This window comes from Streptomyces cyaneofuscatus (assembly GCF_033109485.1).
Lineage (GTDB): Bacteria > Actinomycetota > Actinomycetes > Streptomycetales > Streptomycetaceae > Streptomyces > Streptomyces cyaneofuscatus.
In genome coordinates this window covers 7,629,832-7,653,727 of record NZ_CP137002.1, presented here as the reverse complement: position 1 = coordinate 7,653,727, position 23,896 = coordinate 7,629,832, and the positions used below count along the sequence as shown (strand labels likewise).

At 72.4% G+C, this 23,896-nt stretch carries 22 protein-coding genes; 11 read left to right on the top strand and 11 right to left on the bottom strand.

All coding sequences use genetic code 11. From position 1 onward, the window contains the following. Positions 1–63: 63 nt before the first annotated feature. Entirely contained in the window at positions 64–474 is a 411-nt protein-coding gene (locus R2B67_RS33910; protein WP_317824056.1) for an ATP-binding protein, read from the top strand. A 124-nt stretch (positions 475–598) separates the two neighbouring features. Here R2B67_RS33910 and R2B67_RS33905 read toward each other — a convergent pair whose 3' ends face one another. Beyond that, the gene (locus tag R2B67_RS33905; RefSeq protein WP_317824049.1) at positions 599–1,306 is read right to left on the bottom strand and encodes a ribonuclease H family protein; all 708 of its coding nucleotides are present in this window, start codon (positions 1,304–1,306) and stop codon (positions 599–601) included. Positions 1,307–1,403: 97 nt separating this feature from the next. Next, entirely contained in the window at positions 1,404–2,198 is a 795-nt protein-coding gene (locus tag R2B67_RS33900; RefSeq protein WP_317824042.1) for an SDR family NAD(P)-dependent oxidoreductase, read from the bottom strand. A 175-nt stretch (positions 2,199–2,373) separates the two neighbouring features. Here R2B67_RS33900 and R2B67_RS33895 point away from each other — a divergent pair, with 175 nt between their 5' ends. Further along, on the top strand, positions 2,374–4,263 hold the full coding sequence (locus R2B67_RS33895) for an ABC transporter ATP-binding protein (protein WP_317824034.1): 1,890 nt from the start codon (positions 2,374–2,376) through the stop codon (positions 4,261–4,263). Positions 4,264–4,280: 17 nt separating this feature from the next. On the opposite strand, the gene R2B67_RS33890 is transcribed toward R2B67_RS33895, so the two are convergent. Then, a complete protein-coding gene (locus tag R2B67_RS33890) occupies positions 4,281–4,541 on the bottom strand; it encodes a hypothetical protein (RefSeq protein ID WP_018514850.1) in 261 nt (86 codons plus the stop codon). 163 nt (positions 4,542–4,704) lie between these two features. Here R2B67_RS33890 and R2B67_RS33885 point away from each other — a divergent pair, with 163 nt between their 5' ends. Further along, positions 4,705–5,388 carry a class I SAM-dependent methyltransferase gene (locus tag R2B67_RS33885; protein WP_317824020.1) on the top strand — a complete coding sequence of 228 codons (684 nt, stop codon included), beginning with the start codon at positions 4,705–4,707 and terminating at the stop codon, positions 5,386–5,388. A gap of 561 nt (positions 5,389–5,949) precedes the next feature. Beyond that, positions 5,950–7,419 (top strand): SulP family inorganic anion transporter, encoded by a 1,470-nt coding sequence (locus R2B67_RS33880; protein WP_317824013.1) that lies wholly within the window; start codon positions 5,950–5,952, stop codon positions 7,417–7,419. A gap of 9 nt (positions 7,420–7,428) precedes the next feature. On the opposite strand, the gene R2B67_RS33875 is transcribed toward R2B67_RS33880, so the two are convergent. Further along, positions 7,429–8,211 (bottom strand): helix-turn-helix transcriptional regulator, encoded by a 783-nt coding sequence (locus R2B67_RS33875; protein ID WP_317824011.1) that lies wholly within the window; start codon positions 8,209–8,211, stop codon positions 7,429–7,431. Between the two features lie 162 nt (positions 8,212–8,373). On the opposite strand from R2B67_RS33875, the gene R2B67_RS33870 reads away from it, so the two are divergent. Genes R2B67_RS33870 through R2B67_RS33855 form a run of 4 tightly spaced genes read left to right on the top strand, consistent with a single transcriptional unit; the run spans position 8,374 to position 12,347 of the window. Beyond that, positions 8,374–9,426, top strand: coding sequence for a FecCD family ABC transporter permease (locus R2B67_RS33870; RefSeq protein WP_317824005.1), 1,053 nt, complete (start codon positions 8,374–8,376; stop codon positions 9,424–9,426). Then, a complete protein-coding gene (locus R2B67_RS33865) occupies positions 9,426–10,499 on the top strand; it encodes a FecCD family ABC transporter permease (RefSeq protein ID WP_018514845.1) in 1,074 nt (357 codons plus the stop codon). The genes R2B67_RS33870 and R2B67_RS33865 overlap by 1 nt, the downstream gene beginning before the upstream one ends. Continuing rightward, positions 10,496–11,299 carry an ABC transporter ATP-binding protein gene (locus tag R2B67_RS33860; protein WP_018514844.1) on the top strand — a complete coding sequence of 268 codons (804 nt, stop codon included), beginning with the start codon at positions 10,496–10,498 and terminating at the stop codon, positions 11,297–11,299. The genes R2B67_RS33865 and R2B67_RS33860 overlap by 4 nt, the downstream gene beginning before the upstream one ends. A 4-nt stretch (positions 11,300–11,303) precedes the next feature. Beyond that, positions 11,304–12,347, top strand: coding sequence for an ABC transporter substrate-binding protein (locus R2B67_RS33855; protein WP_317824000.1), 1,044 nt, complete (start codon positions 11,304–11,306; stop codon positions 12,345–12,347). A gap of 7 nt (positions 12,348–12,354) precedes the next feature. Here R2B67_RS33855 and R2B67_RS33850 read toward each other — a convergent pair whose 3' ends face one another. Both R2B67_RS33850 and R2B67_RS33845 read right to left on the bottom strand, forming a co-directional pair. Next, a complete protein-coding gene (locus R2B67_RS33850) occupies positions 12,355–14,058 on the bottom strand; it encodes an ABC transporter ATP-binding protein (RefSeq protein ID WP_317823998.1) in 1,704 nt (567 codons plus the stop codon). Then, positions 14,051–15,826: an ABC transporter ATP-binding protein gene (locus R2B67_RS33845; RefSeq protein WP_317823996.1), complete on the bottom strand. Its 1,776-nt coding sequence runs from the start codon at positions 15,824–15,826 to the stop codon at positions 14,051–14,053. Before R2B67_RS33845 ends, R2B67_RS33850 begins: the two co-directional genes overlap by 8 nt. A 386-nt stretch (positions 15,827–16,212) precedes the next feature. On the opposite strand from R2B67_RS33845, the gene R2B67_RS33840 reads away from it, so the two are divergent. Next, positions 16,213–18,054 (top strand): SIP domain-containing protein, encoded by a 1,842-nt coding sequence (locus tag R2B67_RS33840; protein WP_317823994.1) that lies wholly within the window; start codon positions 16,213–16,215, stop codon positions 18,052–18,054. Positions 18,055–18,200: 146 nt separating this feature from the next. Then, entirely contained in the window at positions 18,201–18,689 is a 489-nt protein-coding gene (locus R2B67_RS33835) for a beta-class carbonic anhydrase (RefSeq protein WP_109976670.1), read from the top strand. A 56-nt stretch (positions 18,690–18,745) separates the two neighbouring features. Here R2B67_RS33835 and R2B67_RS33830 read toward each other — a convergent pair whose 3' ends face one another. From R2B67_RS33830 to R2B67_RS33815, 4 genes are all read right to left on the bottom strand, one after another. Next, on the bottom strand, positions 18,746–19,180 hold the full coding sequence (locus tag R2B67_RS33830) for a DUF2267 domain-containing protein (RefSeq protein WP_317823991.1): 435 nt from the start codon (positions 19,178–19,180) through the stop codon (positions 18,746–18,748). Positions 19,181–19,360: 180 nt separating this feature from the next. After that, on the bottom strand, positions 19,361–20,146 hold the full coding sequence (locus R2B67_RS33825; RefSeq protein ID WP_109976673.1) for an SAM-dependent methyltransferase: 786 nt from the start codon (positions 20,144–20,146) through the stop codon (positions 19,361–19,363). 109 nt (positions 20,147–20,255) lie between these two features. Continuing rightward, positions 20,256–21,185 (bottom strand): oxidoreductase, encoded by a 930-nt coding sequence (locus R2B67_RS33820; protein WP_317823988.1) that lies wholly within the window; start codon positions 21,183–21,185, stop codon positions 20,256–20,258. Positions 21,186–21,224: 39 nt separating this feature from the next. Next, a complete protein-coding gene (locus tag R2B67_RS33815; RefSeq protein WP_317823987.1) occupies positions 21,225–21,698 on the bottom strand; it encodes a carboxymuconolactone decarboxylase family protein in 474 nt (157 codons plus the stop codon). 190 nt (positions 21,699–21,888) lie between these two features. Here R2B67_RS33815 and proP point away from each other — a divergent pair, with 190 nt between their 5' ends. After that, entirely contained in the window at positions 21,889–23,388 is a 1,500-nt protein-coding gene (gene proP, locus R2B67_RS33810) for a glycine betaine/L-proline transporter ProP (RefSeq protein ID WP_317825022.1), read from the top strand. Positions 23,389–23,391: 3 nt separating this feature from the next. Here the strand turns inward: proP and R2B67_RS33805 are convergent, their stop codons facing one another. After that, entirely contained in the window at positions 23,392–23,874 is a 483-nt protein-coding gene (locus R2B67_RS33805) for an NUDIX hydrolase (RefSeq protein WP_317823985.1), read from the bottom strand. Positions 23,875–23,896: the final 22 nt, after the last annotated feature.

Sequence of the window (23,896 nt, the reverse complement as noted above, 5' to 3'; positions counted from 1 at the left end):
TGCGCGCAACGCGCTCCGGAAAACGGGGGAGTCAGAGGTGCACACAGCTGGTGGGTCCCCCGGTTGCCCGGGGGCGTTCCCGAAGCCCGTCACCGGGTGCAGGAGGCGATGCACGCGTGGGGAGAACCCGCGGAACGCATCGAGGCGGCGGCGCTGATAGTGACCGAACTGGTCACCAACGCAGTCCAGCACACCAGCACCCACCGGATCCGCTGTCGGCTTCTCCGCTCGGCCGAGGGGGTCCGGATCTGCGTGTGGAACCGCGGCCGGGCCCGTATTCCGGCGCCGGCGTCCCCGGCCGACGCGGCGGGGCTGCCCGTCGAGGCGGCTCCACCGGCGGACGGCCCGGACGGCGACGATTCACTCGACTGTCTGGCCGAGGACGGCAGAGGCCTCCTGCTCGTGGACGCGCTGGCGGCCCGCTGGGGCACGCGCGCGGCGCTGGCCGGCCGGCTCGTCTGGGCCGACGTCTGATGCTCCCCTCGTGAGCAGGGGCCGGGACTCACCCCACCACTCCCCCGGACGATCAGCCTCCCCCAGGTGATCAGGTCTCTCCGGGCGAGAGAACCTCTCCGGACGATCAGGTCTCTCCAGGTGATCAGGCAGGGGCGGTACGGCACTCCGGGTGACCCCAGCCGTTCGGGTTCTTCGCGATCGGCTCCTTCGCCGCGTACGTCCTCCCGCAGTGACACCGCCCTGCGAACCGCGCCTTGATCGTGCCGTCGGACCGCCCGGTCCGGGACGCACTCTTCGCCCCCTTCGCCTCCCCCGCGCCGTCCCCCGCCTCCCTACGCCCCTTCGTGGCGCGAGTCTGGGCGGGTACGGGCAGCGCGGTCGCACCGTGCGCCGTACCCGCCGGGCGCTGCGCCACCGCCGCCTCGCTGGCGGCCTGGTCGGCGAGCGCGTTGAGCGGGTCGCCGTCCACCTGGTGGGCGGGCACATAGCGGAACGTCACCGTACGGGCGGTGAGCAGGGCGTCGATGCGGGTGACCAGCTCACGGTTGGCGACCGGCTTGCCCGCCGAGGTCTTCCAGCCGTTGCGCTTCCAGCCGGGCAGCCACTTGGTCACGGCGTTCATCGCGTACTGCGAGTCCATCCGCACCTCGACGCGCACCGCCGGATCGGTGGACTCCAGCAGTTCGGCCAGGGCGGTGAGCTCGGCGACGTTGTTCGTCGCGGCGCCCAGCGGGCCCGCCTCCCAGCGCTGCGGGCTCCCCTGCGCGTCGGCGACGACCCAGGCCCAGGCGGCCGGTCCGGGATTTCCCTTGGACGCCCCGTCACACGCGGCGATGATGCTCTCGTTCATCCCCTGATCATGCCAGCCCGGCATCACCGCCCGGACCGGCGGCCGAGGCGCCCTCACCCCACGGCGGAGGCGGTCTCAAGGACCGGCCGAGCCGGTCTCAGGGCACGATCGAGTCGATGTACCCGCCGTCGACCCGTACCGCCGCCCCGGTCGTCGCCGACGCCTGGGCGGAGCTGAGGTAGACCACCAGGTCGGCGATCTCCTCGGGCTCGATGAGCCGCTGGAGCAGTGACTGCGGCCGGTGCAGCCGCATGAACTCGCGCTGCGCCTCCTCCCAGGGGAGCGCCTTGTCGACCAGCTCGTAGACGAAGTCCTCGACGCCGCCGGTGTGGGTGGGGCCCGCGATCACGGAGTTCACGGTCACGCCCGTACCGGCCGCCTCCTTCGCGAAACCGCGGGAGACGGCGAGGAGCGCGGTCTTGGACATGCCGTAGTGGATCATCTCGGCGGGGATGACGATCGCGGAGTCGCTGGCGATGTTCAGCACCCGGCCCCATCCCCGGCCGGTCATCGACGGCAGGTAGTGGCGGATGAGGCGTACCGCGCTGAGCACGTTGGTGTCGAAGTACGTACGCCACTCCTCGTCGGTGATCTCCAGGGGCGGGCGGGAGCCGAAGATGCCGAGGTTGTTGACGAGGACGTCGGTCTCCGGGACGGCCGCGTACAGCTCGGCCGCCCCCTCCTCCGTGGTCAGGTCGCAGGCCACCGTCGTGACGGCCGCCTCCGCCACGTCGGCGCGCAGCGACCGCGCCGCCGCGTCCAGCCGTTCCCGGCCGCGTCCGGTGAGGACGACCTCGGCGCCGGCCGCGGCCAGCCCGGTGGCGATGGCCAGGCCGATGCCCTGCGAGGAACCGGTCACCACCGCGTTCTTGCCCGTCAGATCGATGCGCACGCCACTTCTCCCCTTGCTCGCTCTCTCCGTGGCCACCTCTTCGTGGCCGCCTCTTCGTCCGGCCGGAGGCCGGCGCCCGGCGGAGTGCCGCGCGCCCTGTTGACCTCAACCAAACTTGAGGTCCTAGCGTTCTGAGCAGTCCGCACACCCAGGTCAGCAGAGTTCGGAGCGCCCCATGGACATGGAAGTCACCGCATGGACATCACTGCACAGTGCGATGAACGCCGAGCAGGACCGGCGGCCCTTCTCCAAGGCGACGCTACGCCGCATCCTGGTCTTCGCCAGGCCGCACAGGGCCCGCATCTACCGGTTCCTCCTGCTCAGCACCGTCACCGCGCTGCTCGCGGTGGCCACCCCGGTCCTCGCCGGGCGCGTCGTCGACGCCATCGTGCGGGGCGCGGACTCCGGGACGGTCACCCGGCTCGCCCTGCTGATCGCCCTGATCGCGGTCGCCGAGGCCGGGCTGGGACTGCTCACCCGGTGGCTGTCGGCCAACCTCGGTGAGGGGCTGATCCTCGATCTGCGGACCGCGGTCTTCGACCATGTGCAGCGGATGCCGGTCGCCTTCTTCACCCGCACCCGGACCGGCGCCCTGGTCAGCCGGCTCAACAACGACGTGATCGGCGCCCAGCGCGCGTTCAGCAACACGCTCTCCGGGGTGGTCTCCAACCTCGTCACCCTGCTGCTGACGCTCGCCGTGATGCTCACGATCTCCTGGCAGATCACGCTGCTCTCGCTGGTCCTGCTCCCGGTGTTCGTCGTGCCGGCCCGCCGGATGGGGGCCAGGATGGCCGGACTCCAGCGGGAGGCGGCCAACCACAACGCCTCGATGGGCACCCAGATGACCGAGCGGTTCTCCGCTCCCGGCGCCACCCTCGTCAAGCTCTTCGGCCGCCCGTCGCTGGAGTCCGCCGAATTCGCCGAGCGGGCCCGCCGGGTGCGGGACATCGGGGTCCGCTCCGCCATGGCCCAGTCCGCGTTCATCACCGCCCTCACCCTGGTCTCCGCCCTGGCGCTCGCCCTGGTCTACGGGCTCGGCGGCTACTACGCGCTGCGCGGCACGCTGGAGCCGGGGGCCGTGGTGGCGCTGGCCCTGCTGCTGACCCGGCTGTACGCCCCGCTGACCGCGCTGGCCGGGGCCCGGGTCGAGGTGATGAGCGCGCTCGTCAGCTTCGAGCGGGTCTTCGAGGTGCTGGACCTGAAGCCGCTGATCGGACAGAAGCCGGACGCCCGTCAGGTGCCGGAGGGTCAGGTCTCGGTCGAGTTCGAGAAGGTCTCGTTCGGCTACCCGTCCGCGGACAAGGTCTCCCTCGCCTCGCTGGAGGAGGTCGCGACGCTGGACAACCGGGGCGGCACCCCCGTCCTGCACGACGTGTCCTTCCGCGCCGAACCCGGCCAGATGATCGCCCTGGTGGGCTCCTCGGGCGCGGGCAAGTCGACCATCGCGCAGCTGTTGCCGAGGCTGTACGACGCGGACGCGGGTTCCGTACGGCTGAACGGGATCGACGTACGCGATCTGAGCGCCGGCTCCATCCGCGACACGCTGGGCATGGTCACCCAGGACGGGCACCTCTTCCACGAGTCCGTACGCGCCAATCTGCTGCTGGCCCGGCCCGACGCCTCCGAGGAGGACATCTGGGACGCCCTGCGCCGCTCCCGGCTGGAGGGGCTGATCGCCTCGCTGCCGGAGGGCCTGGACACGGTGGTCGGCGAGCGCGGGTACCGGCTCTCCGGGGGTGAGCGTCAGCGGCTCACCATCGCACGGCTGCTGCTGGCCCGTCAGCGGGTCGTCATCCTGGACGAGGCGACCGCGCACCTGGACTCCACCTCCGAGGCCGCCGTCCAGGAGGCCCTGGCCGAGGCGCTGGAGGGGCGGACCGCCGTGGTGATCGCCCACCGGCTCTCCACCGTACGGGCTGCCGATCAGATCCTGGTCGTCGAGGCGGGCCGGATCGTGGAGCGCGGCACGCACGGTGAACTGCTCGCGGCCGGCGGGCGTTACGAGGAGCTGTACCGCACCCAGTTCGACCGGCCGTCGGCGGACGAGGCGCAGCCGGTGGGCTGAGCCGGGCCCGCCGTGCGTCAGCGGCGGACGAGGCGGAGACGTTCCGTGGTGCGCAGGCGCCGCAGGGCGTCCCCGCCGCAGCTGCGCCACTGCTTCGGCGAGACCCGGGGGCGGTTGGTGCCGTTGGTGACGAGCGCGTTCACCGAGGTCATCGGATCCGCCGCCATGGACTTGGCGAGCAGCACACCGACCACCAGCGGCAGCAGCGTGACCGCGAGGGCGGTGCCTGCGGTGGTGACGTGCTGGATGTGGGGGCGGCGCTGCGCTGCGGAGTCCATGACCCCATTCGAACAGCGGGCGGGCGGCGGAACATCGGGGCAGGTACTCAGCGGTGACGGCCGCGCATACTCAGGCGTGCGTACGGGGACGCTGGGGACGCGGCCCCGGACCGCGGGGCCACGGCCGCGGGGCGGCCGCCGGACCACCGGAAGGACCACGCCGATGAGCGAGCACCAGGGACAGCCGGCGGAGCGCCCGGACGGGGACCCGGCCCCGCATCAGGCCTCCGCACTCCCCGCCGCGACGGTGTTCGACGCGCTGGGCGCGGAGTACGAGCGGGCGTTCGCAGGTTCGGCCGCCCACCACGCCTCGCTGGACCGACTCCTTGAGCACCTCGCGCCGGGCAGCCGGGTCCTGGACGTGGGCAGCGGGACGGGCGTCCCGACCGCGCGACGGCTGGCCGCGGCCGGACACCGGGTGGTGGGCGTCGACGTCTCCCCGGTGATGACCGCCCTGGCGGCGCGGCAGGTGCCGGACGCCGAGTTCCGGTGCGCCGACATCCGGGAGCTGCCGTGGGCGGACGGGGAGTTCGACGCCGTCTGCGTCTACTTCTCGCTGCTGCAGATGTCGCGCGGTGAGCAGAGCGGGCTGCTGGGCCGGCTGGGCCGGGCGGTGAAACCGGGGGGCCGGCTGGCGGTGGCCACCGTGCCGGTGGACGTAGCGGACGTGAGCGCCGTCTTCATGGGGCAGCCGGTGGTGGTGTCGAGCTTCGGCGAGGAGGAGTTCGCCTCCGTGGTGGCCGGGGCGGGGTTCACGGTGGAGGAGCGGCACAGCGTGCTGTTCACCCCGGACCACCCGGCGGGCGCACCCGAGCCGCACCTCTTCCTGCACGGCCGTCGCATCTGACGCCCCCGCCCCAAAGCCTTTCGCAATCACAAAGAACAAGCCGAATGAATGACAAGAATGGCGCATTCGCGTTCCTTCACAAGAAGGTAATGCGATAGCAAAGTTCTGGCCTATATGCTGAGCTGTAGTTGTATCCGTCCGGACGTCGATCGCGCATCCGGGCGGGTCATATGTTCGGAAGAACACGAGGTGGAACACACTCTCTTCTCCGAACATTCATACGGATTCCATCCGCGCATTCGTCACCATGACCCGACCACACCGCTCCCCGGCCCCCGCCGGATGCAGGAGGCAGGCCACCCATGAAGTCCCTTTCCCCACCCGCCCGGACTTTCACCGAGCACGGCACCGCGAACGCAAAGGAGGCCGGGCTCCCCACCTACGCCCGGCCCCCGAGACCTTTCCGTACGAGCCGCGGCGTAGTGCACCCCGGCTCGATCAGCGTTCACCGGCCGGAGAGCGGCCCGTCGTGCGGCCGCCTCTGACGGCTTCCCGCCCCCCACTCGTCCGCGCCCCGGCCCCGCCCGGGCGCGGACCTCACCCTCAAGGGAATCGTCACCCGTGATCTCCATGAAGGAACTCAAGAACCCCCACGTCGCACGACGTGACCTGCTGGCGTCACTCGTCGTCTTCCTCGTCGCCCTCCCCCTCTGCCTCGGCGTCGCCGTCGCCTCCGGCGTACCGGCCGAACTCGGTCTGGTCACCGGCATCGTCGGCGGCCTGGTCGTCGGCATGCTGCCGGGCAGCAAGCTCCAGGTCAGCGGACCCGCCGCCGGCCTCACCGTCCTGGTCTACGAGGCGGTCACGGAGTTCGGCCTCGCGACCCTCGGCCCGATCGTCCTGGCCGCCGGTCTGCTCCAGGTGGTGCTGGGCGTGGCGCGCTTCGGCCGCTGGTTCCGCGCCATCTCCGTCTCCGTGGTGCAGGGCATGCTCGCGGGCATCGGCCTGGTCATCGTGCTGGGCCAGCTGTACGCCATGGCCGACACCGAACAGCCGGGCACCGCCCTCGCCAAGCTGGCCGGGCTTCCCGGTCTCGCCGCCGAGATCGTCACGGACAACGAGGCCATGACCGCCTTCGGCCTCGGCGCCGGGACCGTCGCCGTCCTGCTCATCTGGCCGAAGCTCCCCGCGCGCGTACGGCTCGTGCCCGCGCCGCTCGCCGCGGTCGGCCTGGCCACCGCCGTCGCCGCCCTCGCCGAGCTGCGGCCCCTGGTGGCCGATGTGAACGGGCTGCTGCACGCCATCGACCTGCCCGGTGCGGCGGAGTTCGGCAACCTGGCCAACGTGGCCGTCATCGGTACGGTCCTCGCCTTCGCCCTCATCGCCTCGGCCGAAAGCCTGTTCAGCGCGGCGGCCATCGACCGGATGCACGACGGCCCCCGTACCGACTACGACAAGGAGCTGGTCGCGCAGGGCGTCGGCAACACGATCTGCGGGGCGCTCGGCGCACTCCCGATGACCGCCGTCATCGTCCGCAGCGCGGCCAACGTCCAGGCCGGGGCCACGACCGCGCTCTCCCGGGTCGCCCACGGGCTGTGGCTGCTGCTCTTCGCGGCGCTGCTGCCCGCCGCCATCGGCATCATCCCGCTCGCCTCGCTCGCCGGGATCCTGGTGCACGCCGGATGCAAGCTGGTGCCCTGGAAGGAGTTCGGCCCGCTGTGGCGCGAACACCGCGGAGAGGCCGTGCTGTTGGCGGTCACCGCACTGGCCATCGTGGTGACCAACCTGTTCGAGGGTGTGGTGCTGGGGCTGCTGCTGGCCGTGGTCAAGTCGGCCTGGGAGACCTCCCACGTACAGCTCTCCACCCGCGAACTCACCGGCGGCCGGGTCGTGGTGACCCTCACCGGCAACGCGACCTTCCTCCGGCTGCCCCGCATCCTGGAGCAGTTGGAGCAGCTGCCGCAGGACCAGCCCATAGAGCTGGACCTCAGCGGCCTGCGCCATCTCGACCACGCCTGCCGGGTGGCGCTGGAGAACTGGGCGCGCCGGCACAACGACGCGGAGACCGATCCGGTGACGATCCGCCGGTAGGGCGGTGGATCAAGCGGCTGTACGAGTCGCCGAGCGCTTCACATAGGCGCCCGGCGTCTCGCCGAAGTAGCGGCGGAAGGCCAGGATGTAGCCGTTGGTGGAGACGAAGCCGACCCTGGCGGCGACCGTGCTCACCATGTGCCCGGCGGCGAGCAGCTGGAGCGAGTGGTTCAGGCGCAGCCGGGTCCGCCACTCGGAGAAGGCCAGGCCCGTCTCGGCGCGGAACGCCCGGCGCAGACTGGTGGAGCTGGTGTAAAGGCTCTCGGCCCACTCGGAGGCGGTACGCGGGTCCCCCGGGTTGCGCATCAGCTCACCGGCCACGGTCGCGGCGGACCGCCCGGTGGGCTGGGGCAGCGGCAGTACGTCACGGTGGCCGGCGCACAGGACTGCGAAGACGGCCGGGTCCTCCTCGCTCACCTCAGAGGCGCGCATCCGGCTGAGGAGCAGCTGCCGCTGGGCGTCGGAGACGTTGACGCTGGTCACCTCGGAGTACGGCAGGCGGTGCAGCTCCGGCTCGAAGGTCTCGGGGACCACCAGGGAGTCGGGGTCGAATCGGGCGCTGTGCGGGATGCCCGCGGGGATCCAGAGCGCCACCGACGGGGAGAGCTCGTGGTCGCGGCCCAGCGCAGTGACCACGATCCGGCCCAGCGGTACGTAGAGGAACTGGTGGAAGGCGTGCACATGCGTCGGGTGTCCCCCGGCCGCGATGAACTCGTCGTCGAACAGGGCCTCGGGCGCCGGCTCGGCTCCGGTCAGGGCCTCGGGCGCGGGCACGTCTCCGGTGGGGGCCACAGTCCGCAGGGCAGCTTCCGCCACACCGTCCTCCAAGCAGCGCGGGGCCGGTTCTGTTGACCCCTGATTGTGAGTGGAACGGCTCCGGCATTGGACCGTCCCAAAGCTGGATAAGGGTAACCTAACCTGCCGCTTGCCCAGGTGAGGAGCCCAGGAATCCCCATGTACGCCACGTCCCCGCCGGTGACGCCGACGCCACCGCCACCACCGGCGAGGACCTCCTCCTCGCGCGGTACGGCGCTGACGCTGGCCGCCTGCGCCGTTCTCGCCGTCGCGGTCGTCGCGAGCATCGCGCTCGGTGCCCGCGACATCTCCCCGCCGGAGGTCGTGCGCATTCTGCTGCACCCCGACGGCACCGGCTACAACAGCCACGTCCTGTGGACCGAACGCATCCCGCGCACCCTGCTCGGGCTGACCGTGGGCGCCGCGCTGGGCGCCTCGGGGCTGATGATGCAGGCGCTCACGATGAACCCGCTGGCCGATCCCGGCATCCTGGGCATCGAGCAGGGGGCCGCGATGTTCGTCGTCCTCGGCATCCTGTTCCTGGACATCACCGGGGCGACCGGCTACTTCTGGCTGGCGCTGGCGGGGGCCGCGTTCACCTCGGCGCTCGTCTATCTGATCGGGACCCGGACCAACGCGGGCAGCTCCACCCTCGGGCTGGTGCTGGCCGGGGTGGCGCTCGCCGCCGTGATGTCGTCGCTGATCACCCTGCTGGTCGTCCGGGACGAGGCGGTCTACGCGCACCTGCGGTTCTGGTCGATGGGACAGCTCACCGGCCGGGGCAAGGTCCTCGACGAGATCCTGCCGTTCGCGGTCGCCGGACTGCTGCTGGCGCTGCCGTTCGGGCGCACGCTCAACGTGCTCAGCATGGGCGAGGACGCCGCGCGCGGGCTCGGTGTCCGCGTCGAGCGCGCGCAACTCCTCGGTGCGGCGGTCGCGGTGCTGCTCTGCGCGGCCGCGACCGCCGCCGTGGGCCCGGTGGCGTTCGTGGGTCTGGTGGCGGCCCACTGCGCCCGGATGCTGGCGGGGGCCGACCACCGCTGGTCGCTGCCGCTGTCGATGGCGTGCGGGGCGATCCTGCTGATCGGCGCGGACATCGCGGGCCGGCTGGTGCTGGACCACGGCGAGATCCAGGTGGGCGTGATGACGGCGGTCGTCGGCACCCCGTTCTTCGTCTGGCTGGCCCGCCGCCGGAATCTGGTGCGTGTGTGATGGAGCTGCTGATACGTCACCCCGCGCCCGATTCCGCGCTGCGGGAGGCGACCCTGGCGCGGCTGCTGGCGGACCGGCGGGCCCGGTCGCGCCGTACGGTCCTCGCCGTCGCCGTCCTCACCGTGCTGCTGACCGGGCTGCTCGTCGCGTCGGTGCTGCTCGGCGGGGTGGGGCGGGTCGACCCGGCCGATGTGCTGCCCGCCGCGTTCGGACTGCGTACCGGACTCGCCGACTACATGATCTTCCGCATCCGGGTGCCGCGCGCCCTGGCCGCCCTGCTCTCCGGTGCGTTGTTCGGCCTGGCCGGGGCGCTGTACCAGCGGCTGATCCGTAACCCGCTGGCCACACCGGACATCGTCGGGATCTCGGCGGGGGCGGGCGCCGGTGCCACCACCGTGCTGCTGTTCGCCCCGGCCCTCCCCCTCGGGGCGCCGCTCGCCGCCGTCACCGGGTCGCTCGTGCTGCTGGGCGCGGTGTACGCGCTGAGTCTGCGCGGCGGGCTGAACACCTACCGGCTGGTGCTGGTGGGCATCGGGCTCAGCGGCGTCTGCACCGCGTACACCAACTACCTGTTCAGCGTGGCCGACCAGCACAGCATCGCCGTCGCGATGCGCTGGCTGATCGGCAGCGTCAACGGCGTCGACTGGACCGGGGTGACCACCCTCGCCGTCGGGCTCGCCGTCTGCGTCCTGTGCGCCGCGCGGCTCGGCCGCCCGCTGAGCTCGATGTCGCTCGGCGACGAACTGGCCACCGGCCTCGGCACGTCCGTGACCCGCGCCCGGGTCGCCGTCCTCGCGCTCGGCGCGGGGGCGGCGGCGCTCGCCACGAGTGTCGTCGGGCCGATCGGGTTCGTCTCGCTGATCAGCGGGCCGATCGCGGCCCGGCTGGTCGGCGCGGACCGGGCCTTCGGCCTCGCCCCGTTCGTCGGGGCGGCCCTGGTGCTGGGCGCGGACGTCCTCGCCCAGAACGCCCCTCTGATCAGCCCGGTGCCCACCGGGGTCCTCACCGCGCTGCTCGGCGCGCCCTACTTCGTCTGGCTGATCCTTCGGCGCAGACCCGGAGCCACGTCGTGACCCACCACATCGAAGCCCGCTCCATCACCGCCGGGTACGGCAAGGCGCCGGTCATCGACGGCCTCTCGGTCGCCGTCCCGGCCGGGGAGATCACGGCGCTCGTCGGACCGAACGCCTGCGGCAAGTCCACCCTGCTCAAGTCCATCGCCCGGCTGCTGCCGATCGCGGCGGGTTCGGTGCTCCTGGAGGGCTCCGACATCCACGCCATGCCGACCCGCGAGGTGGCCCGGAAGCTGGGCATCCTGCCGCAGTCCCCGATCGCCCCGGAGTCGATCACGGTCGGCGACCTGGTCTGGCGCGGCCGTCACCCGCACCGCAGGTTCGGCCAGCGTCGCACGGCGGCCGACGACGAGCTGATCACCGACGCCCTCCTGGCCACCGGCACCGCCGAGCTGATCGACCGACCGGTGGACGAACTCTCCGGCGGACAGCGCCAGCGCGTCTGGATCGCCCTCGCACTCGCCCAGGACACCCCGGCGCTCCTGCTCGACGAGCCCACCACCTACCTGGACATCGCCCACCAGTTCGAGGTCATGGACCTGCTGGGCGATCTCAACGAGAAGACCGGCAAGACGATCGTGCTGGTCTCCCACGACCTCAACCAGGCCGCCCTCTACGCCTCGACCATCGTCGCCATGCGCGGCGGCCGGATCGTGCACCAGGGGCCGCCCGAGCATGTGCTCACCGAGGAAACCGTCGCCGACGTGTTCGGTCTGAACTGCGTCGTCGTCCCCCATCCCCGTACCGCGAAGCCCCAGATCTTCCCCCTGGGCCGCCGCACCCTCACGCTGGAGAACTGAACCGATGTCCCTTTCCGTACGCCGCCGGTCGCTCACCGCCGCCCTGCTCGCCTCCACCACCTGCCTCGGCCTCCTCACCGCCTGCGGGTTCTCCTCCGAGACCGGGACCGGCACCGGCTCCTCCGGCTCCAAGGCTTCCGCCGGGGGTGGCTCCTTCCCCGTCGCCCTGACCAACGCCTGGGGCCGTACGGAGGTGAAGGAGAAGCCCGTCAGAGTCGCCACCGTCTCCGATGGCGACACCGCCATCGCCCTGGCCCTCGGGCTGGTCCCGGTGATCACCCCGGACGTGGAGGACGGCGACCAGGTCGCCGAGTACAAGCAGCGGGCGATCACGAAGCTGGGCGAGAAGAAGCTCAAGACCTACGACGACACGGACGGCACCGACTACGAGGCGATCGCCGCCGAGGAGCCGGACGTGATCCTCGGGGTGAACACGTGGGACATGGACACCGACTACGCCAAGCTCAGCCCGATCGCCCCGGTCGTCACCTTCGCCGACAAGAAGCAGTCCGACACGCTGACCTGGCAGGAGCGGCTCAAGACGGCTGCCAAGGCGCTCGGTCTGACGGAGAAGGCGGACGCGGTGATCGCGGCCAACGAGAAGACGCTCAAGGACGCGGCGGCGGCGCACCCGGAGTTCCAGGGGAAGACGTACACCTACTCCGTCGTCCACCCCGAGCAGATCACCTACATGTCCTACGCCGACCAGGACCCGGGCGTCTTCGAGCAGTTGGGTCTGGTCAAGCACCCCCGGTCGAAGGACTACTCCGCGAACAAGAACGGAGTCAGCCTGGAGAACCTGGACGAGCTGGAGTCCGACGTCCTGCTGATGACCTACCCGTTCGGCGACGAAGGCCTGCTCTCCGCCTCGGAGTTGGAGACCAACAAGCTCTTCCGGTCCCTTGACGTCGTGAAGAACAAGCACTTCGCCGTGGTCCCCTCGGAGAACACCCTGGCCTCCGCCATCGCCTACCCGGACGCGCTGAGCGCCCCGTGGGTGGTGGAGAACCTGACGCCGATCCTGGCGAAGGCGGTCGCCGGTAAGTGACCTTCTCCTAGCCCCTGTCGGCCGTCTCCCGCACGATGTCGGTGAGGCGGCCTTCGGGCATGGTCAGCAGGCGGCGGCCCCGGGCGACGGTGTCCGCGCGGTGGGCGATCACGATGAGCGTCCGGTCGGCGGCGAGCGCGGAGAGCGCCTCCTCGATCCGGGCGGCAGTGGCGTGGTCGACCCCGGCGGTCGCCTCGTCCAGGATCAGCACCGCCGGGTCGGCGAGCGCGGCCCGTGCGATGGCGACGAGCTGGCGCTCCCCGGCGGAGAGGGTACGGGTGGAGACGGCGGTGTCGAGGCCGTACGGAAGCGAGTCCACCCACTCCGCGAGCCCGAGCAGGCCGATGGTACGGGACACGGCGGCCCGGTCCGGACGGCCCGCGGTCATGGCCAGGTTCTCCGCGAGGGTGCCGTCGACGAGGGACACCTCCTGCGGTACGAGGACGATCCGGGAGCGGAGCGCCTTCGGGTCCACCGTGGCGAGGTCATGGCCGGCGAAGCGGACGGTGCCCCGGTCGGGGGCGTAGAGGCCCGCCAGGAGCTTGCCCAGGGTGGACTTGCCGGAGCCGGTCTCCCCGGCGATGACGAGCCGTTCGCCGCCGGCGACGGTGAGCGTGAGCCCGTCGAGGACGTCGCGCCCCGCGCGGTAGCCGAACCCGACGCCGGTCAGGGCGAGTTCACCCCGGGCGGGCAGGTCGGGACCTGCGATTGCGCGGGTTTCCCCTCCGGTCGCCCGGAGGAGGTCCAGGAGCCGGGCCAGCCGTACGTGGGCCTCGCGGGCGTCCCCGATGGCTCCCGCGAGATCCTCGAAGCGGTGGAAGATGTCCCGCGTCGCGAGGACGAACACCACCGCCACCCCGACGCTCAGCGCCCCTCGGCCCACCATGACCGCGCTGACCACCAGCAGCCCCGCCACGCAGCCCGCCTGGAGCAACGCCAGCTGATTCAGGCGCAGTTCGGTGCGGACCTCGGCGCTCTGCGCGTCCTGGAGCCGGGCGTTGTCCCGGGCGAACCGGCCCAGCCAGCGCGGCACGGACCCGCTGATCCTCAACTGCTCCTGTGCGGGCAGTGATTCGGCGAACCCGGAGACCACCGCCGCCTCGGCGGAGGCCACTTCGGCGTAGACGGCTCCGGCCCGGCGGTGGAACGCGCGCACGATCAGCAGGGCGGGAGGGACGAAGGCGAGCAGCAGGAGGGCGGTCAGCGGCCAGGAGTACAGGGCCAGCATGACGACGGTGAGCAGCAGAACCGTGGCGGCGGTCGCCAGGTCGGGCAGGGTGGCGGCGGCGAAGGAGGCGAGGCCGTTGATCTCCCCGGTCAGCCTGCGGAGCAGCTCCCCGCTGCGGTGGGCCTCCAGGAATCGCAGCGGGGCCGCGCCCACGGCGGCCGCCGCCCGCTCGCGGAGTCCGGCGAGGACGTGTTCGCCGGTCCGGATCAGCCAGTAGCGGGAGAGCCAGGTGAGGACCCCGCTGCCGGCGACGAGCAGCAGCAGGACCAGCACCCGGCGGAGCAGCCCCGGCCGGTCGCCGCCGCCCGCCGCGTCGACGACCCGCCCGATCGCGGCGGTGACACCGACCGCGGCCGCGGCTCCGGCGAGGTTGAGGAGGACGGTGGCGGCGAGGGCGAGGCGGTGTCCGGCCAGGAAGGGGGCGGCCCGGCGGAACACGGCGCGCTGGTCGGGGAGGTCGGTGAGCAGCGTGGGGTCAGCCATGGAGCGGTTCCTGTTCACGGGCGGGTGCGGTGCCTCGCGCGCCGGGCACCGGAGGTTCGGTACCCGGCGTACCGGGCGTCGCCGCGACGGTGATCTCCCGGTCGGCGCGGGCCCGGACGGCGGGTGCGTGGGTGGCGAAGAGGACGATGCGGTCGGCGGTGGCGGCGCGGAGCCGGTCCAGCACCTCGGCCTCGGTCCCGGCGTCCAGGGCCGAGGTCACGTCGTCGAGCAGCAGGACGGGAGAGTCGCGCAGCAGCGCCCGGGCCAGGGTGACCAGTTGGCGCTGTCCGCCGGAGAGCGCACCGCCGCGCTCCCCCACCTGCGTGTCCAGGCCGTCGGGCAGCTGCGCGAGGGCCAGGTCGAGTCCGGCGGTGTGCGCGGCGGCGGCGACCTCGGCGGGCGGGCGGTCGCCGGGGAGGAGGAGGTTCTCGGTGACGGTGCCGTTGAGCAGGAGGGGCCCTTCGGGGACGAAGCCCACGAGGCGGTGGAGCTGCTCCGGGTCCAGGGTGTCCAGGGGTACGGCCCCGAAGGCGGCGGTGCCGGAGGAGGGGACGAGCTGGGCGATCGCGCGCAGCAGGGTGCTCTTGCCGGAGCCGGTGGGTCCGGTGAGCGCGATCCACTCGCCGGGGGTGGTGGTCAGGGTCAGCGGTCCGATGGGCGCGCGGTCGGGGCGCGTTACGGTCAGACCATTGATCCGTAGGACATCGCGCTCGGGCAGACCGACGTACGGACGTGGCGGGCCGGGCAGGTCCAGGACGCGGGCGATCCGGCCCGCCGCGATCCGGGCCTCGGCCAGGTCACCGAGCCGGGCGATCATCGCGTTGACGGCGAGCGAGACCGTCCCCATCCAGAGCACGAAGGTGGTCAGCGCCCCCACGGTGATCCGCCCGTCGGCCACGGCGAGGCCGCCGACGAGCAGCCCGGCGGTGACGGCCAGCAGCGGGACGGCGAACGCGACGGCCTCCCACACCGACCCGACCGTGGCGAGCCGCAGTGTGGAGCGGGTCACCTCGGCGCTGTGCCGGTGGTGCCGCTCCACCAGGACGTGGTCGGCGCCGACGCCCCGGAGCGGGAGGAGGGCGGTGAGGAGTTCGTCGGCGGCGGAGCCGCGGGCCCCGTGGGCGGCCGCGAGGTGCTCGGCGCGGCGGCCGAAGACCGGCGGGAACACCCGGTTGACGACGAGGAGTACGGGGACGGTGGCGGCGGCGACCAGCAGGAGCAGCGGGTCGAGCCGGCCGATGGCCGGGACCAGGACAAGTGCGGTCAGACCGATGACCACCCATGTGGTCAGACCATGGATCCAGACAAGGACGGTGTCCACATCACGGGTGGCGCGGGTGGTGAGGTCGCCGAAGGTTCCGGTGCGGCGCTGGAGGGTGTCGGTGTCGACGGCGAGGATCGCCTTGAGCAGCCGGGTGCGCAGCCAGGTCCCGGCCCGGTTGTCGGCGAGCGTGGCCCACAACTGCCAGCCCCGCATCCCGGCGTACTCGACGCAGGCGGCGGCCAGGAACCCGCCCCCGTACAGCAGGGCGCCGCCGGGCGATCCGGTCTGGACTCCCTCGTCGACGGCCCGGCCCAGCAGCCAGGGCATGGCCAGGAAGGCGCTCTGCCGCAGGGCGGCCCAGGCCACCGAGCGCAGGAAGTGGCCCCGCACCTGGGTCAGGGCGCGGCGGAGCAGCCGTACGGAGGGGTCGGCGGGGCTGCGGGAGAAGATCACGGGCGGCTGCTGTCCTCGGTCACGGGCGGTGGTGCGGGCGGGTCCGGTCACCGTAGGAGCGGGGCTCCGGCCGTGGTCCAAGGCAGAGAGCGGCCGGTCGAAGCCGCGGGCCCGGGAGGGGGAGACACCGCCCGGGACGGGGCGCGCAGTGGCACCGGCTGGACGGCTGGTTGGATCGCCGCCCACCCGTGCGGCCTAGGGTGTGTCCGGTGGATCAGGGCCGGATAGGCCGCGGCGTCTGGTGCGGTGCATCGCAAGGCGCTGGAACGTCCTCATCGCGGAGCGATTCGGGCGTTTCGGCAACGCCGCGAGGGATGGGGTCTCCCCTGCTCGAGCGAAGCCGAGAGCTTGGGGAAGTGCCAGACGCCGCGGACCCGGTCAAGATCCGCCGGACACGCCCCAGCCTGGGGCGTACCGGATCCGAAGGAGCAGCAGCTGTGTCCACCCGCAACCCCCGTCCCGTCGTGACGTTCCCCATCGTGCTGAGGGAGCTGACGGTGCTGCGCGTCGCGGACGTCACCCCGGGCATGCGGCGGGTCACCCTCGGCGGCCCGCAGCTGCACGCGTTCCACCGGGACGGGCTGGATCTTCCGGCGCTGCGCACGGAGGGGTTCGACGACCATGTGAAGTTCTTCTTCGCGGAGGGCGACGAGCCGCCGGTGCTGCCGGGGCAGAACGTCAGCAGCCTGGACTGGCCGGCGGACGCGCGGCCGCTCGCCAAGGACTACACGCCGGTGCGGTTCGATCCCGAGGCCGGGGAGATCGACTTCGACTTCGTCCGGCACCAAGGTGGCGTCGCCTCCTCCTGGGCGCAGCGGGTGAAGCCGGGTGAGGTGACCTGGATCGCCGGGCCGAAGATGTCGCACGGACACCCCGAGGGCGCGGACTGGCTGCTGGTCATCGGCGACGAGACGGCGCTGCCCGCGATCGCCCGGTGGCTGGCGGAGATGCCTGCGGGCACCCGGGCCCGGGTCTTCGTCGAGGTCGGCGAGGAGAGCCACCGACAGGAGTTGCCGACGGCGGCGGACGCGGTCGTCACCTGGCTGTCGCGGGACGGCGCCCCGGCGGGCACCACCGACCTCCTGGAGCAGGCCGTCCGGTCGCTGGAGTGGCTGCCGGGCACGGTCTACGTGTGGGCGGCGGGCGAGGCGGTCACCCTGAAGGGCATCCGCCGCCATATCGCCGTCGAGCGTCAGGTTCCGCGCGAGCAGTGCCACTTCACGGGCTACTGGCGGCGCACCGAACCGGCCCCGGGCGCGGCCGGGGAAGCGGCGCCGGAGGACGAGGAGGCGCACGAGCGGCTGCATGAACTCACCGACCTGGCCCCGGGTTTCGCGATCCGGACCGCCGTGACGCTCGGCCTCTTCGACCTCGTACGCGGCGGGGTCTCCGACTCCGCCGAGCTGGCCCGCCGCACGGGCACCGACCCGTCGCTGCTCGGCGCGCTGCTGGACTACCTGGTGGCGATCGGGCTGCTGGAGGCGGACGGCGAGGGCCACCGGCTGACCCCGGTCAGCGAGGAGCTGGTGGAGGACGACCACTCGTCGGACGAGTACCACCTGGGCGGCGCGCAGGCGGCCATGGACCTCTCGCTCTCGGGTCTGCTGCACACGCTCCGGACCGGTGAGCCCGGTTACCGGACCGCGGGCGGCGACTGGGTGGCCACGGCCATGCACACCGACGAGCGGCTGGCCGGCAGCGCCCGCGCGGCCGTGGAGGAGGAGGCCCGCTGGGTGGCGCCCGGGGTCTTGGGGGCGTACGACTGGGCCTCGGTCTCCACGCTGACCGCCGGCGGCCATGGTGTCGGCACGCTGGTGAACGCCCTGGTCAAGGCGTACCCCGCGCTGCGGGTGCGGATCGCGGCGCTGCCCTCCGAACTCCGGGTGCTGGACGAGCAGATCCTCGACACCGACGTCTCCCCGAACGTCGAACTGATCCCGCAGACCGGGCCGGTGCCGCATGGGGGCAGCACCGTCCTGGTCTCGCGTCTTCTGGAGCGGCTGGCCGACGAGGACGCCGTCCTCGCGCTCACCGAGGCGGCCGCCGCCCTCCCCTCCGACGGGACCCTGCTCCTGGTGGAGCAGATCCGCCCCACCGCCCCGGACGACATCGACGCCACGCTCCAACACCTGCGGCTGGCCTGCCTGTTCGGCTCGGGGCTGCGCTCGCAGGACGAGCTGGACGCGCTGGCGGTACGGGCCGGACTGCGGGTGCGCCGCCGCGACGACATCGGCTGGGACCACCGGCTGTGGGTGCTGGAGCGCCCGGCGGAGGGGTGACACCGGGACACGACCGGAACAGGTGTACGAAAGGGAGTAATGCGGGCACATTGCGGTCTCGTGGCGGGCCCGGCGACGGGCTTCCGCCCCGCCCGCGGGGCTGCGTAGGTTCGGGACTCCCCCCGCGCCGAGCACCTGGAGCAGCCATGAGCGTGACCGAGGAGTTCCTCGCCCACAACGAGGTGTACGCGTCGACGTTCGACGGTCCCCTTCCGCTTCCCCCCGCCCGTAGGACGGCCGTCGTCGCCTGCATGGACGCGCGGCTGAATCCGTACGGCATCCTCGGTCTCGCCGAGGGCGACGCACATGTCATCAGGAACGCCGGGGGCGTGGTCACCGAGGACGTGGTGCGGTCCCTGGCGATCAGTCAGCGGCTCCTGGGTACGCGGGAGATCGTGCTGATCCACCACACCGACTGCGGCATGGTGACCTTCTCCGACGACGCGTTCCGCCAGGGCATCGAGAAGGAGACCGGTATCCGGCCGCCGTGGTCCGCCGAGGCGTTCCCGGACGCGGCCGACGACGTACGGCAGTCCCTGCGGCGGGTGACGAGCAGTCCGTTCATCCCGCACACCGGCCAGGTCCGCGGCTTCGTCTTCGACGTCGCCACCGGCCGCCTCGACGAGGTCGTCTGACGGCCGGTGGGGCTGCCGCCGCCCGTGGAGAGAGCCACGGACCGGGCCGGCTGCGCTCAGGCCGCCGTGGTGAGCTGCGCGCGGCCGAAGAGCAGGGCGTAGCCGGTCGGCAGGGCCTCGATGATCCGGGTGACCAGCGCCGGGTCCATCAGCGTGCCGACCGCGGCCAGTACGGTGCCCGCGTCCCAGCGGGCGGTCGCCGCGGTGCCGCCGGTCCGCGCGGCCAGGTCGTCCACGAACCGGGCGGCCGGGGCCGGGGCGATACCGGGAGCCTCGGCGGTGAACACCAGGGCGGCCTCCCTGGGGAGCGCGGCGGCGAACGCGACCCGCTCCTCGCCGGTGATCTGGGCGCCGAGCCCGCCCAGAACGGCACGGAGGGCTTCCTCGGCCCGCTCCCGGGTGGGGTAGGCGCCCTCGTATCTGATCTTCTCCAGCAGCCGGTCGAACGTCATGGCCTTCGGGGCGGCGATGGTCCGAGGCTCAGGAATCATGGCGGCGGCAGCCCTTCTCGTGGTCGTGCGGTGTCGGTTGCCTCTGGCTTCTACTCCAAAAACGCCGCCGTACACCCCCTGGGGGGTATTCGGCCGTCCCAAGGACCCCGGATGGCCGAAGAGCGGCGGAGGCCCCGGGGGCCTCCGCCGCTCAGCTCACCGCACCGTCCCGCGCACGGCCTACGGCTTGCGGGCCACCAGACCCCACTGGTCGACCAGCACCGGGTCGTCCTCCTCGGGGCGCCACAGCGCGATCGAGAGGAAGCCCGGCTCGATGATCTCCAGGCCCTCGGCGCAGCCGGTGATCTCCTCCGGCTCCCGGACCAGGTACGGCGGGTTCTCGCCGGAGTCGTACGCCTCCTGCGCGGCGAGCGTCTGCGGTGTCTTCACCGTGTCGCAGAGCACCAGGTAGCTGCCCGAGGGCATCCGGGCCATGTACCGCTGCACGACATCGATGCCGTCGGCCGGGGTCAGGTGCCCCAGCGTCGAGAGCAGCAGGACGGCGACGGGCTCGGACAGGTCGAGCGTCTTGGCCGCCGCGTCCACCACCGTGTCGGTGTCGGACAGGTCGGCGTCCACGTAGTCCGTCCGGCCCTCCGGGGCGCTGGTCAGCAGGGCCTGGGCGTGGGCGAGGACGATGGGGTCGTTGTCCACGTAGACGATCCGGGCGTCGGGCGCGATGCCCTGGGCCACCTCGTGGGTGCTGTTCGCCACCGGCAGGCCGGTGCCCACGTCCAGGAACTGACGGATGCCCAGCGAGGCGAGGTGCCGGATCGCGCGGGCCTGGAACGCGCGGGAGGCGCGCGCGATGTCGACCATCTGCGGATAGGCCGCGCTGACCGCGTCGGCCAGTTCGCGGTCCACGGGGTAGTTGTCCTTGCCACCCAGCCAGGCGTTCCACACCCTCGCCGAGTGCGGGACATCGGAGCGGATCCTGCGGCGGAACTCGACGTCGTCGACGCTCATGTCTCTCCTCTACTCACTGTCCGTACAAGGCCGTTGACCGAATAACCGCCGGTGAGAGCCTTGAGCTGACCGTACATCGCCATCCCGCCTCCCGCTGACCGCCCCTCCCTCAGACGAGGTCCGGATCCAGGCCCGTCAGGCGCGCCGACTCCTCCCACAGCGCCCGCGCCATGCCCATGTCCCGCGCCCGGGCGGACCTGCGCGCCGGGCCCGGGGCTCCCCGGGTCTCACCCAGGTGCCGGGGGCCGTAGTACGAGGCGCCGGGCGCGTCCGGAAGCGTCGCCGCGTACAGCGTGGGCAGGGCACCGGCCGAGGCGGGCTGGGTGTACAGGCGCGAGGCCCGCTCCAGCTTCGCCGCCCAGTTCCGCCCCGACAGCTTCGGGCCCGCCTGCCCCAGCTCCGTCGCGGCGAGGCCGGGGTGCGCGGCGAGGGCGAGCAGGTCGCGGCCGGAGGCCCGGGCGCGGCGGTCGAGTTCGGCGGTGAAGAGCAGGTTGGCGAGCTTGGACTGCGCGTAGGCGCCCCACTTGCTGTACCCGCGCTCGGCGTTGAGATCGTCGAGGTCGATGCGGCCGATGCGGTGGCCCAGCGAGGACAGGGTCACCACCCGGGCCGGTCCCGCCACGCCGAGCACCGGCAGCAGCCGGAGGGTCAGGGCGAAGTGGCCGAGGTGGTTGGTGCCGAACTGCATCTCGAAGCCGTCCGCCGTGCGCAGGAGCGGCAGGGCCATCACCCCGGCGTTGTTCACCAGGAGGTCGAGGCGGCCGTCCACCTCCTTGGCGATGGCGTCGGCCGCCTCGGCCACGGAGGCCAGATCCGCGAGGTCCAGACGGACGAGGCGGGTGTCGGAGCGCGGTGCGGCGCGGCGTACGGCCTCCAGTGCGCGCCGGCCCCGCTCGGCGTCGCGGCAGGCGAGGACGGTACGGGCGCCGGAGCGGGCGAGGGCGAGCGCGGTGACGGCCCCGATGCCGCTGTTGGCGCCGGTGACCACGGCGGTCCTGCCGGAGAGGTCGGGCATGTCGTGCAGATTCCAGGAGTGCATGCCGCACACCTCCCCGGCCGGGGCCGGGTCACACACCGGTCAGCCGAACTGGCCCACCTTGTAGTCGCCCGCCGGCTGCTGGACGATCACGTTCAGCCGGTTGAAGGCGTTGATGAGGGCGATCAGGGAGACCAGCGCGACGAGCTGGTCCTCGTCGTAGTGCTCGGCGGCCCGCGCCCAGACCCCGTCCGGGACCCCGCCGGCCGCGTCCGCGATGCGGGTGCCCTGCTCGGTCAGCTCCAGGGCGGCGCGCTCGGCGTCGGTGAAGACCGTGGCCTCCCGCCACACCGCGATCAGGTTGAGGCGCAGGGACGTCTCCCCGGCAGCCTCGGCCTCCTTGGTGTGCATGTCGGTGCAGAACCCGCAGCCGTTGATCTGGCTGGCCCGGATCTTCACCAGCTCCTGCGTGATGGTGGACAGCCCCGCCTCCGAGACCGCCCGCCCCGCCGCCGTCAGGTGCTTGAGGATCGTGGCCGTGGTCGGGCTGCCCAGGACGTTCAAACGGGCGTTCATCTTGTCGGCTCCTTCGCCGTTGTCGGTCGCTACACCCCTACGACGGACGGGCTCGCCGCGATGTGACACGCGGCCTGTCACACGCACGGCCGGGTCACCCGTGCGGGCCGCCCCGGAGGCCGGACACGGACGGCGACCCAAGAATCGAAAGGTGCCGCGCCGAGGGAACGACAACGCCGCAGTGGAGCGGATGGTCCGTACGGTCATCCGCCGACGGAAGAGGTCCCTGCGCGAGCAGGACGTCACCGTCACCGACCCGCCGAAGGTGCGCCGGGCCGTCACGGCCGCCGCCCTCGGCAACACCATGGAGTGGTTCGACTTCGGCGTCTACGCCTACCTGGCCGGAACGCTCGGCAAGGTGTTCTTCCCCTCCAGCTCCCCCGGCGCCCAGGTCGTCTCCACCTTCGCGACCTTCGCCGCCGCCTTCCTGGTGCGCCCGCTCGGCGGACTGGTCTTCGGGCCGCTGGGCGACCGCGTGGGACGCCAGAAAGTGCTGGCACTCACCATGATCATGATGGCGGCCAGTACGTTCGCCGTCGGCTTCCTCCCCACGTACGCCGCGATCGGCTTCGCCGCCCCGCTCCTGCTGCTGGTCTGCCGTCTGGTGCAGGGCTTCTCGACCGGCGGGGAGTACGCGGGCGCCACCACGTACATCGCCGAGTACGCCCCCGACAAGCGGCGCGGCTTCCTCGGCAGCTGGCTCGACTTCGGCACGTTCGTCGGCTACTCGCTCGGCTCCGGCCTGGTCACCGTGCTCACCGCCGTCCTCGGCACCGACGGGATGACCGACTGGGGCTGGCGCATCCCGTTCTTCGTGGCGGGCCCGATGGGCCTGATCGGGCTCTACATGCGGCTCAAGCTGGAGGAGACCCCGGCGTTCCAGCGCGAGGAGGAGGCCCAGGCGAAGGCGCGCACGGAGAACGATCCGGTGGAGGAGGCGCGCCAGTCCGGGAAGGGGCGGCTCAAGGAGATCTTCACCCGGCACTGGCAGGCGGTGCTCATCTGCATGGGCCTGGTGCTGCTCTACAACGTCACCAACTACATGGTCACGTCCTATCTGCCGACCTACATGTCCCAGACCCTCGGCGAACCGGAGACCACGTCCCAGCTGCTGGTCCTCGGCACGATGCTGCTGGTGGTGCTGATGATCACGACGGTCGGCCGCACCTCGGACCGCTGGGGCCGCAGACCGGTGTTCATGGCGGGCAGCGTGGCCCTGATCGTGCTGGCCGCACCGGCGTTCCTGCTGATCCGGCAGGGCGGGATCCTGCTGCCCGCCCTCGGCTGCGCGGTGCTGGGGCTGCTCCTGGTCTGCTTCGCGGGTACGGCGGCCTCGACGCTGCCCGCCCTGTTCCCGACCCGGCTGCGGTACGGGGCGCTGTCGATCGCCTTCAACATCTCGGTCTCACTCTTCGGCGGTACCACCCCCCTGTTCGCCTCCGCCCTCGTGGAGGCGACCGGCGACGAGATGGTGCCCGCGTACTACCTGATGGTGGCCGGGGTGATCGGCCTGGTGGCCACCTTCTTCCTCCACGAGACGGCGGGGCGGCCGCTGCGCGGTTCGGGGCCGATGGTGGAGACGCCCGAGCAGGCCCGGCAGCTGGTGGCGCGGAGCCGTACGACGGCGGGGCGGCAGGCGCGGGACGTCTGGCTGCGGGTGCGCCACCTGTGGCGGGGGCCGGACAAGTGAGGGTCAGGCGTCGACCTGCGTCGGCTGGAACCAGGCCGGCCCCTCCGTCAGTGCCTGCTTGATCCGGAAGAGGGCGAACTCGGCGAGCGGCGGCAGCCCGTCCAGCGGGAACCAGCCCACCTCCAGCGACTCGTCGTCGTTGACCCGGGCCTCGCCGCCGGTCGAGCGGCAGCGGAAGGTGATGTCGACGTACTGGCAGCGGTCGCCGTTGGCGTACTGCACGGGCTGGAGCGCCTGGGTGAGCACCAGCCGTTCGGCCACGCAGTGCACGCCGGTCTCCTCCAGCACCTCGCGCTCCGCCGTCCGGGCGGGCTCCTCCCCCGGGTCCGAGATGCCGCCGATCACCGACCACTTCCCGGTGTCCGCCCGGCGCCCCAGCAGGACCCGGCCCTCGTCGTCGAAGACGATGGCGGTCACCCCGGGCAGCAGGAGCAGCTGGTGTCCGGCGGTGGCGCGGATGGTGCGGATGAAGTCGGGAGTCGCCATGGATCCGAGCCTACGTGGCCGG